The sequence below is a fragment of the Parashewanella spongiae genome (assembly GCF_004358345.1).
In the GTDB taxonomy this organism is placed as follows: Bacteria; Pseudomonadota; Gammaproteobacteria; order Enterobacterales; family Shewanellaceae; genus Parashewanella; species Parashewanella spongiae.
Genome location: NZ_CP037952.1, coordinates 863,139 through 878,946, shown reverse-complemented (window position 1 = coordinate 878,946; position 15,808 = coordinate 863,139). Strand labels below are relative to the sequence as shown.

The window sequence follows — 15,808 nt, the reverse complement described above, 5'->3', positions numbered from 1 at the left end:
CACTCAAATCTAAATCGCAGCGATTAGCCAACCATCTGCTTTTCTCTGATCTCTGCAAGTGTTTTACAATCAATACATTGATCTGCTGTTGGTCGAGCTTCTAAGCGGCGAATACCAATTTCGATACCGCATGAATCACAGAAACCGAAATCATCATCTTCAATCTTTTGAAGTGTTTTTTCAATTTTTTTGATCAGCTTACGCTCACGATCACGAGCTCTTAACTCTAAACTGAATTCTTCTTCTTGGGCTGCACGATCAACTGGGTCAGGGAAGTTAGCTGCTTCGTCTTGCATATGATTAAGAGTTCTGTCGACCTCTTCACGCAACTGGTTTCTCCACGCTTCAAGAATAGTCTTAAAGTGGTCCAGCTGATCAGCGTTCATATACTCCTCACCCGGCTTATCTTGGTATGGACTCACACCTGCGATAGCGAGCACGCCAAGTTGTTTGTTGCCTTCAGGCATAACGCATCTCCTGTCTTTAATTGCGTTTTAGGGCGTCTTTAAGAACGGCCGCTATCTATACCAAAAGTTTAACAGCTAGGCAAATTTTTTAGTACTTTATAGCCCGTTAATTGACTCAATAGCAGATAAAACATCCAGATAGACGTAACAATAACTGAAAAGAGTAATTAACCACCGCTCTAATCTTCAAAGCATAACCAGAAAGTATAGCCACCTTCTCCGAGATATATCAAAAATTTTAAAAATTAAAATTAGTTATAAAAATCAATAGAATAAAAACTTATAATATATTTACTTTATCTGTTAAGACAAATTCTGTGGGAGAGAGTGCTGCTTTATAGGCTAAAACTTCTACCCCTTGATACATCGCCTCATAGAATAAACTCGCATAAGCTGGATCAATATGTTTTGCTGGCGAGACAGTATCTATTCCCGTGTGTTGAACAACAAATAACAACACGGCTCGATGGCCGTTTTCTACCATCTGTATTAATTCCCGTAGGTGTTTTTGTCCTCGAGTGGTCACAGAATCAGGAAAATAACCTTTTCCATCTTCGAGCAATGTACAGCTTTTGACTTCTACGTAACAGTCAGGTTTACCGCTCGACGTCAGCAAAATATCTATTCGGCTATTCTCACTGCCATATTTGACTTCACGCTTAATGTAGTGGTAACCAACAAGCTCTTGGATCACCTTAGTATTAATAGCATCAGCAGCCAATTGATTGGCTCGGCCAGTATTAATTCCAATATAATCACCAACTGGGGTTTCCATGAGCTCCCATGTTCGGCTGTACTTGCGCTTCGGGTTGTCAGAAGTAGAAAACCAAACTTGCTGATCAGGGAATTGGCAGTTTTTCATTGAGCCTGTATTAGGGCAATGAATGGTGACTTCCGAACCATCTTGCAAACGAACGTCGGCTAAAAATCGCTTGTAACGTTTAATTAAAACACCACACTCAAGCCCAGGCTCAAACTCCATAATTCACTCACTTACAAAATTTGGCCTAAAAACTAACACAAATTTCCCTCAGAGTATTGTTGCAGGTACACTGAATGTCGCTTAAATTTATGCTTCAAGGATATAAAATGACACAATTTATTACTGTAGCACTGACCCAACAGCCACCACAAAGCTTGTGGGGAAAAGCAGATGTTAGCTTCGACAGCAACTCAGCTTCAATTCATCTAAAAGGTTCGGATGACCTTCGCCAAATACAAATGGCAGCCCGTAAACTTCGCTCACAAGGGTTAAACCAAGTCTCACTGGCAGGTGATTTATGGAGTATTGACTGCCAATGGGCATTCTTCCAAGGCTTTGCGACAGCAAAGACAGGGTACGAGGTGCAATGGACTGGCAGTGATGAAGTTCAACAGCAACTCGAATACCGTCGTTACAGTGCAACTTTTGCACGACAACTAGTAAATGCAACTCCTGAAGATCTCCCACCAGTATCATTAGCTCAACTGTCTGCAAACTGGTTAAAAGAACTGGCCGCTGACAAAATCAGCTTTAAAATCATTAAAGGCGATGACTTGCTGACTCATGAATGGGCTGGTATTCATGCCGTTGGTCGCGGTAGTGAACGCCCACCAGCATTGCTCGAATTAGATTACAACCCAAGTGGTGATGTAAACGCGGACGTTGATATTGCTCTTGTTGGTAAAGGAATCACTTTCGACTCTGGTGGTTACAGCATCAAAAGCTCAGAAGGCATGCTGGGTATGAAAGCTGACATGGGTGGTGCAGCAACGGTAACCGCAGCATTAGGATTAGCAATCCAATCAGGACTAACAAAGCGTGTAAAATTGTTCCTTTGCTGCGCTGAAAACCTGATTAGTGGCCACGCTTATAAACTTGGTGACATTATTACTTATAAAAATGGCACCACGGTTGAAATTGTAAACACCGATGCTGAAGGCCGTTTAGTACTTGCTGATGGATTGCAAGCCGCTTCCGAAACGGGCGCACCTTTGATCATTAACGCAGCAACATTGACAGGTGCAGTGGTAATGGCTGTTGGCACGAACTACAATGCCATTTTCTCACCACAACCTGAAATGCTTGAGCTGGCTCGTAATAAGGCTGGTGACGTTGCTGAACGTGTTTGGCCGCTTCCACTAGATCCTTGGCATAAAACCATGTGCCCATCCCCTTATGCGGATACCGCAAACAGCCGCCCAGCTAAAGGTGGTGGTGCGGGGGGCGCTTCTAATGCAGCAGGCTTCTTATCTCGTTTTGTAAGAGAAGATGCTAACTGGTTACACATGGATTTAGCCGCAGCCTTCGAAGATAATAATTCATCCCTTTGGGCTGCAGGAGCAACCACTCACGGTGTATTAACTATTGCAGAGTTAATTAATAATTAAAGACTAAATATCCTGAACTCTGGATAAGTAACATGTAGAGCTGCTTTTCTATCTGAATGAAAATTTTTAGGCGCAGATACGAAAAGCGGTTTCACTTAACAAAAACTTTACAAACCACTGAATTTAAACACTTAATGCACTACTCACCCTTAAAGATTTTATAAAGTTACTTAAACCATTCTTATCTGAGCTATTAAGCTTTTTTCATAATAAAAGCATTAAGTTGCACACTCTACAATCAAGCATTATCTTTAATTATAAGCCTTTCCATATGAGGAAGTAGTTATGGCTATGATTGAACTCACTGTACGTTCACAAGACGCTAACACCGATTTAAACATCGGCCTTAATAAAGCGCGCGCGCAATCTTTTATCGAAGGTGATGCGGACAAAATTAAATCAATGAGTTTTTTAGAAAAATTTATCGATTTTTTTAGAGGCCAAAAGCAACAAAAAGCACTCGATTTGCTTAGCGATATAATGAAAGGGACGCAAGACTCTCATCAGGTCGAGCAAACAGAAGCTGCCGATTTTAACAACGAACAAAACATACTTGATGCATCAATGATGAGCAACCCACTATACGCTGTGGATGCAGAGTCCTATTGCACAGATCTAGGCATTATCAGTAAGTTTTACCAGCTTAAAAAGATGGCAAAGCCTGAAGCTCAAAGCCAGTTTAAGGTTTCTTTTAATGATGATAATGAGCTCATCTTTGTTATTGCGGGCAGTCGTATTTTACAAAAACCAATTAAACTCATACTTGATAAGTGTACAATGGGGAACTCACCATTAATGTCTTGTCTTATTCGCAAAGCAAACAGTTATGCTTGCAATTTTGATAAATCAATTAACATAGAATCCTCTTTCAGCGCTTCAGGCTTGTCAGAAAAAGCGCTACAAGAAATCGAAGAGGTTAGAAGTTTCTTAGAGCACTGCCCAGAAGCAGCAGAATTAAAATATTTCATGGAAGACTTAGGTATATTCAGAGATGATTTAATACTTGCAAGGCTAGTAAGTCTTTATCAAGCTGAAAACGTGGAATCGAGCTCCCGCTCACCAGCTAAAGCTTTACATCGCATGGGTGGCTTTAAAGGATAGAAAAGCTCTAGCAACAGCAGTGTTATTGGCTCAGTGATTACTGAGCCTTTGCTCAAGCGATAAATCTTAACTACCCGTAATACTTGTTTTCTGCAAATCTTACTCTTTGTGTTAACATCGAAGAATCAACGTTAAAACAGTACACATCTTGAAATTATTGCCCATAAACTCAATACTGCCTTCATTAAAAGCAAGTTTTTCCACCTGCTCACAATTTTTGATTCAATCCCCTACAGGTTCGGGTAAATCCACAGCACTTCCTGCGGTTCTTCTCGATTGGCCTGAAATCAGCGGCAAAATCCTTATGCTCGAACCACGCCGCGTTGCGACCCGTAGCATTGCCGAGTATATCTCTAAACTAAAAGGAGAACATGTTGGGCAACAAGTTGGTTATCGAGTACGTGGTGAAACCAAAGTAAGTAAGCACACTCGGTTAGAAATTGTCACCGAAGGCATACTCACGCGAATGATCCAGCAAGATCCTGAACTAACAGGCATTGATACCATCATTTTTGATGAAGTTCATGAGCGGCATCTCACAACAGATTTAGGGTTAGCATTGGCTCTTGAAGTACAACAAAGTCTGCGAGAAGACTTAAAAATTATTTTAATGTCAGCCACTTTGGCACAAAAAGAATTAAAAGCTCAGCTGCCCAATGCCATAATCCTACAAAGCGAAGGCCGGAGTTTTCCGGTAAACATCAGTTACTCATCACCCAAAAGTGCAGCCGTACATGGCACTTCACCTTGGCTTGATCATATGGGAGAAACTATCCTCCGGCTGACATCAACAAGCCAAAGCATGAATGAAGTGGGAGATATATTGGCATTTTTACCCGGAAAATCTGAAATCCTTAAGCTCCAATCGTATCTTGATCAACGCATCAGTCAGCAGTGTATCGTAATGCCATTATACGGAGAGCTTAGCCATCAACAACAAGATGCAGCGATAAAGCCTCATACTGGCCAGCAAGGACAAAAACAAAAAATTGTGCTTGCCACCAATGTCGCTGAATCCAGTCTAACCATCGAAGGCATACGCACAGTTGTCGATAGTGGTTTAAAGCGCCACGCCAGTTATAACCCAAAATCTGATGTCACTCGCTTAAGTTTAAAACCCATTAGCCAAGCATCAGCGACTCAGCGCAGTGGACGCGCTGGGCGAGTAAGTGCCGGACAATGTATTCGCCTTTGGCGTGAAGAAGATCATTTACGTCGCCTTGAAAACGACGAACCTGAGATTATGAATGCCGACTTGCTGAGCATGGCGCATAATTGTGCTTATTGGGGAGCTCGGCAGTTTAACGATCTTCCATTGCTCAACCAACCCCCAGCAATTCATGAGATAAAAGCTTGGAATTTATTGAAGCGCTTAGAGTTTGTCGACAACGATAACAAACTCACAATTGAAGGAAAAAAAGCATACGAATTGGGGTGCGATCCCAGATTGGCACACATGCTGTTGCGAGCCCAAGCATTAACAGCAACTCAAGATAATCAGTTACTCGTTCTAGCCTGTGTTTTAGCCAGTGTGCTTGAAGCTCGTGGTTTACCTCGACGTGGCTGCGATATTCAAAATTATCTCAATATCAGCCATAGCGGTTTAGCAGCAAAGCAAACCAAGGCATGGTTAGCAAAGTTTGGGATTTCAGCCAATGTAAACCAAGTAACCCAATTAGCTCGCTGGCAGGATATCGGCTTATTATTAGCGTTTGCGTTTCCCGATAGAATTGCCAAAAACCGCGGTAACGGCAGTTTTATCACAGCCATTGGCAGCGGTGTTGTGATTGCCGAAGAAGAGTCACTTGCTCAAGCCAAGTTTGTCGTAATCGCCATTCTACAAGAGACCGAAAGCAAAAGTAACGCTAAAGCTTACTTAGCTTGCCAATTAAACCCTATTTCATTGGGAACTCACCTCGACTACTTAGTGACCTCGAAACTACACAGCAGCTGGGATGAAAATACAGGCCGTTTTATTGCAGAGAAGCAGCACGCATTAGGCGCAATTGTCATTAAACGTGAACCAATAAGAAAGCTATCTACAGAGCAACGCACGCAAGCAATTCTTCAGCAAGTTGAGAATAAAGGCCTAGATTTACTCGAATGGCCTGAAAACACACAACAATTACAAATCCGGATAAAACTGGCAAAAAATTTGTTGAGTGAAACCATGAAATGGCCAGATGTCGATGCAAAAAGTTTGCTTAGTACTTGCAAAGATTGGTTAGCTCCATATGTTACTGAAATAAACAATTTAAAACAGTTGGCGAAACTTGATACGTTTCAGCTCATATTCAACCAACTTGATTGGCAACAACAGCAATTACTCAATCAAGAGTTTCCTGAAAAATGGTCGCTTGTTACTGGTACTAAAGCACCAATACGCTATACCGAAGATGGTCGAGCCTTAATGAGCTTAAAACTGCAAGAAGCTTTTGGGCAGGCACAAAGCCCAAGCTTGGCTAAAGGCAAGCTGTTAGTTACTATGGAGCTACTTTCTCCAGCTAGGCGTCCTTTAGCAATTACTGCTGATTTAGCGGCATTTTGGAGTGGCTCTTATGAGCAAGTAAAAAAAGAAATGCGAGGTCGTTACCCCAAGCACCCATGGCCAGACGATCCACTACAAGCTCAAGCGACTAAGCTAACAAAAAGAAAACTCGCAAAAAACTGATTTAAAATCAAGCAGGATATTAATGACTAAGCCTAAGGCAAGCACTAAAAAGCCACCAGCAAAAGCAAAAAACAAAACTAAAGCGAAAACGAAGAAAACAGTAAGCTCTGGTGTATTAAGGCGAATTTGGTCGTTTTTTTGGAAAGTGGCATTAATTATCTTAGTCGCTGTGTGCAGCTATGGCATTTATTTAGATCAAATCATCGCACGTAAATTTGAAGGCCAAAAATGGCATTTGCCCGCTCAAATTTATGGCCGCTCAATGGCGCTCTATCCTTCTGCGGCCATAAGTCATCAACAGTTTATTTCAGAATTAAAACTCTTAGGTTATCGAAAAGTTCGTCACCCTCAACAAGTGGGTGAATTTTCAGCTTCAAAAACAAAAGTGGATTTATGGCGGCGCCCATTTCAACACCCTGAAGGCAGTCAATCTGAGCAGCGAGTGATGATAAGTTTCGACTCATTAGGCATTAATAAAGTCACTCGTCCTGATGGCAGGCAACTGGCCGTTTTTTATATGGAGCCGAAATTACTGGATAGGATCATTACCAATGATGGTCAAGATCGCCTATTTGTTCCTTCAGAGAAGATACCGCCACTAGTGGTCAAAGCACTATTACAAACTGAAGATCGGGACTTTTATCTCCATCATGGTGTTAGTCCTCTTGCTATTTTACGCGCGGTATTTGTTAATATTTCTGCTGGCCGCACTGTTCAAGGGGGGTCAACCCTAACTCAACAGCTGGCAAAGAACTTTTTTCTAACCAGTAAACGAACATTAGTGCGTAAAGCAAGAGAAGCATTAATGGCGATCATTATCGATTATCGCTATAGCAAGAATGAAATTTTAGAGGCTTACCTGAACGAAGTGTATATGGGGCAAGATAAGTCTCGTTCAGTTCATGGTATGGGACTCGCATCGCAATTTTATTTTGGACGCCCCATCCGAGAATTATCCTTATCACAGCAAGCATTTTTGGTGGCTGTGATTAAAGGTCCATCCTATTACAACCCTTGGAGGAACCCAGAAAGAGCTCAGCAACGTCGCGATTTGGTACTGAGATTGCTCATGGAAGCTGGCGATCTTAATGTCCAGCAATACCGTGTTGCGGTTAATTCTCCATTAGGCCTGAGAAATAGCGAGCGAGACGTTCGCTCAAAACTGCCAGCGTTCTTCGATTTGGTGAAGCAAGAACTCGCCCAGCGATATGGTCCAGAGTTACTCAAACAGTCCGGAATTAAGGTTTACACTAGCTTAGATCCACTGGCGCAAAAAGCGGCAGAAAAAGCGGTAATTGATACAATGAAACGCTTAAATAAACAACCGCAAAATGTTCAAGCCGGTATGGTAGTGACGGACAAATATAACGCAGGAATTGCAGCTATGGTTGGCGATCGTCGACCTGATTACCGTGGTTATAATCGTGCAATGACCATTCGTCGCCCTATTGGTTCCTTAGTCAAACCCTTCGTTTATGCAACTGCATTGGCTAAGCCAAACGTGTATACCTTAGCAACGCCATTAGCCGATCAGCCAATTACACTTAAAAATGGTAAAGGAAAAACTTGGTCGCCACAAAACGTGGATAAGAAGTTTCTCGGCCAAGTACCATTGCTCTATGCCTTTAAAAAATCACGCAATGTACCTACGGTAAATTTAGGCATGGCATTAGGTTTAGATAACGTCGTTGACACATTAATGGACTCTGGCTGGAAAGAGCCTGTATCCGGTTATCCATCCATGTTGCTGGGAGCCTTAAATGGGTCACCATATATGGTGGCTCAAATTTTCCAAACTGTCGCTGATAATGGCCGTTTTAGACCTCTACAGGCTGTCACTCATGTTCTGGATAATCAAGATAAGCTGATCATCACCTACCAAGCAGATGCTGAGCAAGCCATTGACCCAAGCACGGCTTATTTAATCCAATACGCCATGAATCAAGTGGTGCAGTCTGGCACAGCAGCACGATTAGGAAAGGCTTTCCCCAATACACGTCTCGCAGGGAAAACGGGAACCAGTAATAATAATCGTGATTCATGGTTCGCGGGTTTTGATGAGCGTAATGTGGCCGCCATATGGGTAGGCAAAGATGACAACAGTAAAACACACTTGTACGGCAGCAGTGGTGCAATGGCAATTTATCAAAACTTTTTGAAAAACCGAGCACCAATTAGTTTGAGACTATCCCCACCGAGTAATATCACTACAGGCTACTTTGATAAAACCAATGGCGATGCCAAACAAGCTAGCTGTGAAAGTGTGGTGTCATTGCCCGCAGTAAAACAAAGTTATCGACCCGTTGAAAACTGTGGCAAGCCTTTATCTTGGTGGCAAAAAGTATTTTAAGATTTTTTGATTACCCATTAAATAATTTATTGAAAAATTCAGTTACTATATCGTCATAACATCGTAGGCTGGTATCTAGTGTTTTTTCTAGAAAACGAGAAAACCATTAGACTACCGACATAAAAAGCTGTCGTTACTTCTTTTCCAGCTTTAGCTGGAGTGACGACAAAGTTATACCAAAAAACCTTTAGGAAAGTTGCGGAAGAAAGTATACCGATGAGTTTTCGTCACTCCAGCGCAGGCTGGAGTCTAGTGCCTTTGCTTTTTCCTATAGAAAGTCACTGGATGCCAGCCTTCGCTGGTATGACAAAGATTGGTACTTTCTAAATCGCTAGATCCCCTAGCTCTTGTTGAGTGAGAGATTACTGTAACTGGTATTAACTGAGCTTTGTCGGTAATCAGGTAAGACTTTTACCCTTGAAGCCTCAATGAATTTCTATTGTGACTTTTGGGAGCGGTAAGTGTTATATTTCTCGACTAGATTAAAAATCTTTGCTTAATAAAAACGAGCTTGGAAGCAATAGAACAACAACATTGGGTAGCGATAAATTATGATGAAGTCACTTTCGGCCAAAATTTTTATTGGTCTATTTCTCGGTCTACTGCTGGGCACGACAGTGCAATATGCATTGGCTGATATCAGTTTTTTCTCGGGATCTTTGGTTAGCTTTTTTAGTGGCATTGGCAGCATGTTCGTTAATATGATCATGATGCTGGTTGTGCCTTTGGTTTTCGTCAGTATTGTATGCGGTGTGTGTGAATTACCGGATTTAAAAAGTTTCGGGCGACTAGGTGGCAAGACCTTTGGCTTTTATATCATTAATACCGTCGTCGCCATCAGTGCAGCATTAACCGTATCATTAATTTTACAACCCGGCTCAGGTGTAGACATGAGCAGTGATTCTCAAGTTGCTATCACTGCAACTGAGCTACCTAATTTAATGTCATTACTTGTAAACATTGTACCAAGTAACCCAATTCGAGCGTTTTACGATGGCAACATGCTGCAAATTATCTTCATGGCATTACTTGTTGGAGGTGTAATTAAGTCGTTGGGTGAGCACGTTTCAAGCGCTGTTTCAGGTTTCCAAACGGCCAACAAAATCATGATGAAATTGATCACTGTTGTGATGAATCTTGCCCCTGTTGGTGTATTTGCTTTGATGTTTAAATTAGGCGCAACATTACAAGCCGACGCCTTCATCAGCGTAGCTGAATACGTGATATTGATTTTAGTTTTGTTGGTATTGTGGATTTTTGTGGTTTACCCATTTGCAGTGAGCTTATTTACTAACATTTCAGCTAAAACGTTCCGAGATAAGACTCAAGAGCAAGTATTGTTTTCGCTTTCAACAGCCAGCTCGAATGCCACCATTCCTGTCACTATGCGTACCCTGACTGAAAAGTTAGGTGTCAATAGAGCCGTTGCTGGTTTTGGTGTGCCACTTGGCGCGACCATGAATATGGGCGGGGTATCCATTTATATTACGGTGGCAATTTTCTTTGTAGCCAACGCCTTTGGCACGCCATTTACTATGGAGCAAATTCCCGCCTTAATATTCAGTATCTTTTTGCTGTCTGTGGGTGCTGGCGGTGTACCGGGTGGCGGTATGGTGATGATAGGTGTGTTAATCCACCAAACAGGCTTACCCATTGAAGCATTTGCTATTGTTGCGGCAATCGACCGTATCATCGATATGTTTGTGACGTCTAGCAATGTCGTTGGCGACAGTGCCGTAGTAACCATTGTTGACCAAACGGAAAAGAAACATCAGATTTAATTTGTAACTGCATGAGGGGGCGCCACTTCCCCCTTTTAATTTTTTTATTCACAGGATGTGACATTATGAATAAAGCTTATTCTAATTTTTTAGTGCTCGTATTACTTTCTGCTTTAACTGTTGGTTGCACCAGTTCACAAGCTCAAAAATCACTTGGTGACTTCGCTAAAGGTGCTCAAGAAAGCCATCAATCTCGCAATCAAAAGGCATCAAGTCGCCATCAAGATACTTCTCCAAACAGTGAAGATGCCGCCAATGGTATTTTAAATATGTTATTTCAAGGTTTAGTGAGTTTATTCAGCTCAGATGATAACTAATACCAATTACAATAATTAATCTCTCACTCAGCAAGAGATAAAGGTTTTCAGTGCAAGACACAAGCTCGAAGTACTATATCCCTACGGCCGCAATACAAAGCTGGCATTCAACGCACCTAGTGCTTTGTCGGGATAATTCAAGTGCTTGTAACGCAGTAATGGAACCCTTTAGCCTTGCCCTTCGGGAGCTTGTACGTGCTCACTTTGGTTTATCCTAAAAACATCAGTTGAACGCTGAGTATATGAGTAACTGTTTGAGCAATACGATGATTTTATTATCATGTTTTTCACCCAATGAGTGAAATGCTCTACGCTCACAAGCTTGCTAAAATGGCTGCTATCTACGTTGTAACTTTTGCAAGTAGAATAACTACTTGCTGCAAGCTACGCCTTAATATCAGCGATTTTTTCTACACTTGAGAACGCAGTCAACTGATGTTTCTAGGTTTATAAACCTAAATAAAACGGTTGAACGCACAATTTAGCTTTAATCTATTGATGTTAAATACAAAATTAAACAACCCTAATTCACCCATCAGGTGAGTGCTGAACATTCATATACTTGTCAAAACCACCGCTAGCTGCGTTATAAATTTTGCAAGTAGAACCACTACTTGCTGCTATTCATGCCTTGCTATCAGTAATTTTTTCTGCGTATATGAACGCTCCCAACCGATTTATTTAGGATAAAGAATACTTCTCAAAATTGTCTTGACGTAGCAATGTAATAACGACAGCAGTGTATGTCGGTAACAATTATGCCTTCATCAATTTCGATTGCACTTTGAGCACATACATAGCTCTGAGTTGAGCATTTAATTACTGTAATTGGTATTATACTTTGCTGCTTGAATCTGATAATACTATTAATATTTGTAATGTAATCAAAAGGGAAATTTATGAGTAAATGGAAAAACTCAAAAAATGAAAACACGCCTATCGCACTAGGTCTTTGCTTTGGTGTGGCCTTAGGTTCCGCTATTGGAGCAATCACTGGCGACATGAGCGTTTGGATTAGCCTGGGTATCGCACTGGGTTCGGCCTTTGGAGCTGCATTTAAGCATAACAAATCAAAGTGAAAATTTAAAAATCATGCCAGTAAAGACACTGATAAAATTCAACGTATTTGGTAAATCGATGGCGGTTCAAAGAAAGAACAATGAATGGCTACTGTTTGTAGATTCAGGCACAGGACTACGTACACGAGTTTATGACGTTGTGATCCCTTCAAACTTAAATGAGTCCGAACTCACCACCTATTTAGCTGATATTTTCCATGAAAACGCCACACAAAACGACTTAGGGATGTCGCAGTTCAAATAATACCACTTTAAATTTCAACGCTTAATTTGTCATACCTGCGAACGCAGGTATCCAGCGACTTGTGCCCAAATTAACCAAAGACTCTGGACTCCTGCGTTCGCAGGAGTGACGATAAAATTGGTATACATTCTTCCGCCACGTCCCTTAACCGTTACTCGTTTGAATTAGCACCAAAGGAAGTTCATGGTATTTAAATTTCAAAAAGCGACATTGTCAGATCGAAGTTATTTGCTTGAACTGCGCAAATCAACCATGGTCAAACATTTAGAAAACTCAGGTCAGTATCTATCAGAACGTGAGCATGACATAAGACTCGATGATGAATATGACTGCTCTCATTTAGCCTATTTTGAGGGTGCCTTAATCGGGACTTTAAAGTACAAGTCTACTGATACTAATATTGAAATCATGCAGCTTCAAATAGCGCCAGAACATCAAAATAAAGGTTTTGGAAAAGGGATTATTGAGCAAATACAAGACAGAGCAGGCACTAAAAGCGTTTCGTTAACTGTGTTAAAAGATAACCCTGCACTTAAGCTGTATTTACGATTAGGTTTTAAGATAGTTGGTGAAGATTTCTATGAATATCACATGGTATCTAAAACTAAATATCAAGGAAAGTATAAGAGCTAAGAAAAGTTGCGGAAGAAAGTATACCGATAAGTTCTCGTCACTCCAGCGCAAGCTGGAGTCTAGTGCCTTTGCTTTTTACTATAAAAGTCACTGGATACCAGCCTTCGCAGGTTTGACAAAGATTGGTACTTTCTAAAACGCTAGATCCCTATGAGGACACGATTCCTCTTAGCAAATCAAATCTATAGCGCGTGATAGTTCAAGCACGTTTCAACTTCATTGCTACTGCCTAGAATGACAGCAACCCGTTGGTGAATCTCTTGTGGCTGAATATCAAGAATGTTCTCATATCCTGTTGATGCAAGACCACCAGATTGTTCAACCAGTAAAGCCATAGGATTGGCCTCGTACATCAAACGTAGCTTAAACGGTTTTTTAGGATTTTTGGTATCGGCTGGATACGTAAAAATACCACCACGTGATAAAACACGGTGAACATCTCCAACCATCGCCGCTATCCAACGCATATTAAAGTTCTTTTGCCGCACACCCGTATCCCCCTTAATCAAGTCATTAATATAAGTTTGCATGGCTGGCTGCCAAAAGCGTTGATTCGACATATTAATAGCAAATTCTTTAGTGTCTACAGGGATAGCAACTTGAGCTTCTGTTAGCATAAATTCGTTGGTTTCTGGATGCAGAGTGAACATTTGCACACCGTTACCGGTTGTCAGAGCTAACATGGTTGATGGGCCGTATAACACATACCCAGCAGCAACTTGATTACACCCTTTTTGCAAAAAGCTCGCTTCGGTCAACTCATCTTCTGTTGCTGGCAATACCGAAAAAATCGTCCCCACTAACGAATTAATATCGATGTTAGATGAGCCATCAAGTGGATCAAAGCAAACGAGATACTGACCATTTTCATTAGCCGCCACCACATAATCTTCTTCTTCAGAAGCGATGCCTTTAACGGTTAAATCATTGTCTAATGCATTTTTGAGCATATCATTGGTGATGATATCAAGCTTTTTCTGGGTTTCCCCTTGAACATTTTGCTGCTCTGTTTCGCCCAATACGCCTGCAAGCGCTCCGTGACTTACGGCTTTACTAATTTCTTTTGAAGTATTAACAAGAGTATGAAGCAACTGTTTGAGGCTAGTATCTATATTTGATCCAGCCACATATTGAGTAAAGGTTTGCATCTCAAATCCTTAATAGAGAAGGGTCTTTTTCTGCTGGTCGATCATACATGAGCTTGCTACAAAATAGCACAACGAAAAACAGTTATTTTAAATTTAGTACCCTATTACCTGAAGATGCATATTCGAAAATCACAGGTATAACTCTGGCAATAAACCTCAAAGTGAATATTGAGGTTCAAAAGCCAAAATTTTTGCTATTTGTTCATCTGACAGTGGTTTTTGAAAAATCGATATTATTTGTGCTCTTATGTTCAAAATATCTTTGGTGGAGTACAGCTGAGCACTTTCATAAAAAGACAACTTTTTTAAACCCTCAATGACCAATTTAATGATATTGATTAAACGTTCACATTTCTTTAGACACTCAGAGTCTGGAATTTCTAGTTGAATAACACTTTGCCTTTGTTCATTGGCAACACTTGAAATACAAGCATTTTCAGCTTCTAATTTAGAAATCTCTTTTGCCAACGCTTTGATTACTTTTATTTTTTTATTTAAAATATGAAGGCGTGATTCATCAATAACTTTTGCATATTTTTCCAATCTCAATCCAAGAAAAAGAATAGAAGTTGATGCTAAATAATCGTCGATGAATTCAGCGGTGAACGCCTCTGCTTTTTCAGGATACACACGACTCAACTGATTAATAACAAGACAAACCTTCTCACATTCAACTTTATTAGCTACAACGTTTTCGATTATTTGAGCTTGTTGCTCTTTAAATGCTGCGACAGAACTCATTTTCGGCATTGTTTCTGCGTAATGTTTCGATAAAAACTCATTTTTTCTAGCTTGTAATTTACTGATTAATAATCCAAAAACCTCTTGTTCAAATGCCTGAGTAAATTCCGTTAGCTCAGTCATGATGCTCGCTACGTTCATCTCACTATGCTCATTTTTCATAGTAGTAAGCAAATGCTTTAACGCATTAATTTGACGATGACTGATTGTCGAACATCTAAGCTCTTCAAGTTGATATTCAAATATTGTTTGTCGATCTTCTGGGAAATTTACACGTTTTAAGTAGTTTGTACATTCACAGTGTAACTTTTTTGCTTCTGCACAATTTTTTGGCACAAGCATCGGCTTAGCTTTTTCAAAGTCACCTAACGCACCGCCCTGTTCGATAGCAGCTTTCTCTAAATGAAATAATAAAGAATGATAACGAGTAAAAGGGCTAGATATTTTCTCAGGGCTGACAATTAAAATTTGATTAAACCAAAAAATTAGCTTTCCCCTAAGCTCAGGGATTTTATCGCTAATATTTGAAATCTTTTTCTGGCAGCTCTCTTCAGTATGGCTTTGAACTGCTGATGTTTGTAAGTCGAAATTTGCACAGTGATACTTTTCAAAAAAACAATCCTGTTCAAAATGAAAACACCCAATACTTTCCATAGAAGTGCTTAAAAAGGACTTTACGGCATCGTCTACTTCCGATGGCACTGGAGTCAGGGTTTGATAAACGGTACTCGATTGATCACAGCAAAAAAGATCTTCTTCATTAGGAGTTAAATTCGTTGTTGAAACCCCTTCTGATTCTCCTAAAACTGGTATCTGTATAGCTGGTACCATTCTGTTTAACCTTTACGATCATAATTTACATCGATATTATCATGGCTTAAGTAATCACTTAGTTAAATGAAAATT

The 15,808-nt window shown here is 40.6% G+C and carries 13 protein-coding genes; 9 read left to right on the top strand and 4 right to left on the bottom strand.

The window, feature by feature from the left end; genetic code table 11:
- Nucleotides 1-23: 23 nt before the first annotated feature.
- Entirely contained in the window at nt 24-467 is a 444-nt protein-coding gene (gene dksA / locus E2I05_RS03135) for an RNA polymerase-binding protein DksA (protein WP_121853950.1), read from the bottom strand.
- A gap of 280 nt (nt 468-747) precedes the next feature.
- On the bottom strand, nt 748-1,449 hold the full coding sequence (sfsA, locus tag E2I05_RS03130; RefSeq protein WP_121853951.1) for a DNA/RNA nuclease SfsA: 702 nt from the start codon (nt 1,447-1,449) through the stop codon (nt 748-750).
- A 107-nt stretch (nt 1,450-1,556) separates the two neighbouring features.
- Between sfsA and pepB the strand changes: the two genes are divergently transcribed.
- The 9 genes from pepB to E2I05_RS03085 all read left to right on the top strand — a co-directional run bounded on the left by pepB (nt 1,557) and on the right by E2I05_RS03085 (nt 13,013).
- On the top strand, nt 1,557-2,837 hold the full coding sequence (pepB, locus tag E2I05_RS03125; RefSeq protein WP_121853966.1) for an aminopeptidase PepB: 1,281 nt from the start codon (nt 1,557-1,559) through the stop codon (nt 2,835-2,837).
- A 285-nt stretch (nt 2,838-3,122) separates the two neighbouring features.
- The gene (locus tag E2I05_RS03120; RefSeq protein ID WP_121853952.1) at nt 3,123-3,938 is read left to right on the top strand and encodes a hypothetical protein; all 816 of its coding nucleotides are present in this window, start codon (nt 3,123-3,125) and stop codon (nt 3,936-3,938) included.
- 148 nt (nt 3,939-4,086) lie between these two features.
- Nucleotides 4,087-6,609: an ATP-dependent helicase HrpB gene (gene hrpB / locus E2I05_RS03115; RefSeq protein ID WP_121853953.1), complete on the top strand. Its 2,523-nt coding sequence runs from the start codon at nt 4,087-4,089 to the stop codon at nt 6,607-6,609.
- Nucleotides 6,610-6,631: 22 nt separating this feature from the next.
- Nucleotides 6,632-8,959 (top strand): penicillin-binding protein 1B, encoded by a 2,328-nt coding sequence (gene mrcB / locus E2I05_RS03110; protein WP_121853954.1) that lies wholly within the window; start codon nt 6,632-6,634, stop codon nt 8,957-8,959.
- Nucleotides 8,960-9,510: 551 nt separating this feature from the next.
- Nucleotides 9,511-10,740, top strand: coding sequence for a dicarboxylate/amino acid:cation symporter (locus E2I05_RS03105; RefSeq protein ID WP_121853955.1), 1,230 nt, complete (start codon nt 9,511-9,513; stop codon nt 10,738-10,740).
- A 65-nt stretch (nt 10,741-10,805) separates the two neighbouring features.
- The gene (locus E2I05_RS03100) at nt 10,806-11,057 is read left to right on the top strand and encodes a hypothetical protein (RefSeq protein ID WP_121853956.1); all 252 of its coding nucleotides are present in this window, start codon (nt 10,806-10,808) and stop codon (nt 11,055-11,057) included.
- Nucleotides 11,058-11,956: 899 nt separating this feature from the next.
- Complete coding sequence (locus E2I05_RS03095; protein ID WP_121853957.1) at nt 11,957-12,136, top strand: glycine zipper domain-containing protein; 180 nt, start codon at nt 11,957-11,959, stop codon at nt 12,134-12,136.
- 13 nt (nt 12,137-12,149) lie between these two features.
- Nucleotides 12,150-12,380, top strand: a complete 231-nt coding sequence (locus E2I05_RS03090; protein ID WP_121853958.1) for a DUF7661 family protein — start codon at nt 12,150-12,152, stop codon at nt 12,378-12,380.
- 183 nt (nt 12,381-12,563) lie between these two features.
- Nucleotides 12,564-13,013 (top strand): GNAT family N-acetyltransferase, encoded by a 450-nt coding sequence (locus E2I05_RS03085; RefSeq protein WP_121853959.1) that lies wholly within the window; start codon nt 12,564-12,566, stop codon nt 13,011-13,013.
- A 182-nt stretch (nt 13,014-13,195) separates the two neighbouring features.
- On the opposite strand, the gene E2I05_RS03080 is transcribed toward E2I05_RS03085, so the two are convergent.
- Both E2I05_RS03080 and E2I05_RS03075 read right to left on the bottom strand, forming a co-directional pair.
- Nucleotides 13,196-14,161: a class 1 fructose-bisphosphatase gene (locus tag E2I05_RS03080; RefSeq protein WP_121853960.1), complete on the bottom strand. Its 966-nt coding sequence runs from the start codon at nt 14,159-14,161 to the stop codon at nt 13,196-13,198.
- A 156-nt stretch (nt 14,162-14,317) separates the two neighbouring features.
- Nucleotides 14,318-15,733, bottom strand: a complete 1,416-nt coding sequence (locus tag E2I05_RS03075; protein WP_121853961.1) for a hypothetical protein — start codon at nt 15,731-15,733, stop codon at nt 14,318-14,320.
- Between the last annotated feature and the right edge of the window lie 75 nt (nt 15,734-15,808).

What these genes read in the sequence shown, in the direction of transcription:
- E2I05_RS03075 (WP_121853961.1), bottom strand. Translation starts at nt 15,733, where the DNA reads ATGGTACCAGCTATACAGATACCAGTTTTAGGAGAATCAGAAGGGGTT.
- mrcB (WP_121853954.1), top strand. Translation starts at nt 6,632, where the DNA reads ATGACTAAGCCTAAGGCAAGCACTAAAAAGCCACCAGCAAAAGCAAAA.
- E2I05_RS03085 (WP_121853959.1), top strand. Translation starts at nt 12,564, where the DNA reads ATGGTATTTAAATTTCAAAAAGCGACATTGTCAGATCGAAGTTATTTG.
- pepB (WP_121853966.1), top strand. Translation starts at nt 1,557, where the DNA reads ATGACACAATTTATTACTGTAGCACTGACCCAACAGCCACCACAAAGC.
- E2I05_RS03100 (WP_121853956.1), top strand. Translation starts at nt 10,806, where the DNA reads ATGAATAAAGCTTATTCTAATTTTTTAGTGCTCGTATTACTTTCTGCT.
- E2I05_RS03095 (WP_121853957.1), top strand. Translation starts at nt 11,957, where the DNA reads ATGAGTAAATGGAAAAACTCAAAAAATGAAAACACGCCTATCGCACTA.
- E2I05_RS03120 (WP_121853952.1), top strand. Translation starts at nt 3,123, where the DNA reads ATGGCTATGATTGAACTCACTGTACGTTCACAAGACGCTAACACCGAT.
- sfsA (WP_121853951.1), bottom strand. Translation starts at nt 1,449, where the DNA reads ATGGAGTTTGAGCCTGGGCTTGAGTGTGGTGTTTTAATTAAACGTTAC.
- E2I05_RS03080 (WP_121853960.1), bottom strand. Translation starts at nt 14,161, where the DNA reads ATGCAAACCTTTACTCAATATGTGGCTGGATCAAATATAGATACTAGC.
- dksA (WP_121853950.1), bottom strand. Translation starts at nt 467, where the DNA reads ATGCCTGAAGGCAACAAACAACTTGGCGTGCTCGCTATCGCAGGTGTG.
- E2I05_RS03105 (WP_121853955.1), top strand. Translation starts at nt 9,511, where the DNA reads ATGATGAAGTCACTTTCGGCCAAAATTTTTATTGGTCTATTTCTCGGT.
- E2I05_RS03090 (WP_121853958.1), top strand. Translation starts at nt 12,150, where the DNA reads ATGCCAGTAAAGACACTGATAAAATTCAACGTATTTGGTAAATCGATG.